The sequence below is a fragment of the Oleiphilus sp. HI0132 genome (assembly GCF_001635845.1).
Window position 1 is genome coordinate 1 of sequence record NZ_LWGJ01000488.1, and the last position, 1,035, is coordinate 1,035.

Consider the following 1,035-nt stretch of genomic DNA (forward strand, 5'->3'; position numbering starts at 1 on the left):
TTCAGATGATTCAGTAATCCAAGCAGGTGAGCCCAAAGCACTAATCAGACGCTCTCGTGGGCTAGTTCCCGCCTCGATAGCTTTGGCAGATCGGCAAGCACACACTCTTGCGTGCGGGGCCCATTTAAAGAATACCTTTTGCTTAACTCAAGGCTATAAAGCCTATATATCGCCCTATCATGGCGAGTTAGACAAGCCAGAAAACTACCTGCGTTTCCAGACTAACATCGCGCATTATCAACACCTTTTTGGCAATAGGATTGATCAATACTGCGCAGACCTTCACCCAGATTATGTAAGTACTCACTTCGCTGAAAAGAACTCGCAGAAAAGCAACTCGCCCCTAATAAAAGTTCAACACCATCACGCTCACCTGACATCCTTACTCGCAGAACAAACAGGCCAAGCAAAACTACCCGCGCTTGCTTTAATACTCGATGGAAATGGCCTGGGAGACGATAATCAAGCCTGGGGTGGTGAGCTATTCTATGTAGACTCGAAGCAGATAGAACGTATCGGACACCTTGAGAAAATAGCGATTCCTGGTGGCGATATCGCCACACGGGAAATCTGGCGAACTGGTGCAAATCTATTGGCAAAAACAAGTAGGGAACAGGCATTCGAAGCTTACGCAGATAGCCTCAAGAATGAGCTCACTAGTCATTTCATTCTGAATGGAACGCACCATTTTACGAGCAGTGCAGGCAGGTGGTTCGATGCAGCCGCCTCAATAATCGGCGTTCGCCAAGAGTGTACTTATGAAGGGCAAGCCGCTGCAGAGTTGGAGTCTTTGGCTCGATCAGCCTCCAGGGACCACGTTCAATCTCTTGTCAAAATCGATGAGAAAAACCAACTCTTACTTAGCCCGCTTCTTCCTTATTTAAGCGCTATGGAGAATAAACCTCAGGCTGCATACTTGTTCCATCGCGAGTTAGTCGATGGTCTCGTTCGTTGGTTAGAGAAATCAAGCAAACAGCGCCAGACTAAAGCGGTCTATTGCTCAGGAGGTTGCTTCCAAAATCGGCTTCTCAGAGA

The 1,035-nt window shown here is 47.5% G+C and carries 1 protein-coding gene; it reads left to right on the plus strand.

What is annotated here, in order from left to right; genetic code table 11:
* A partial coding sequence (locus A3766_RS30520) for a carbamoyltransferase HypF (RefSeq protein WP_197479367.1) occupies positions 1 to 1,035 on the plus strand: 1,035 nt, incomplete at both ends.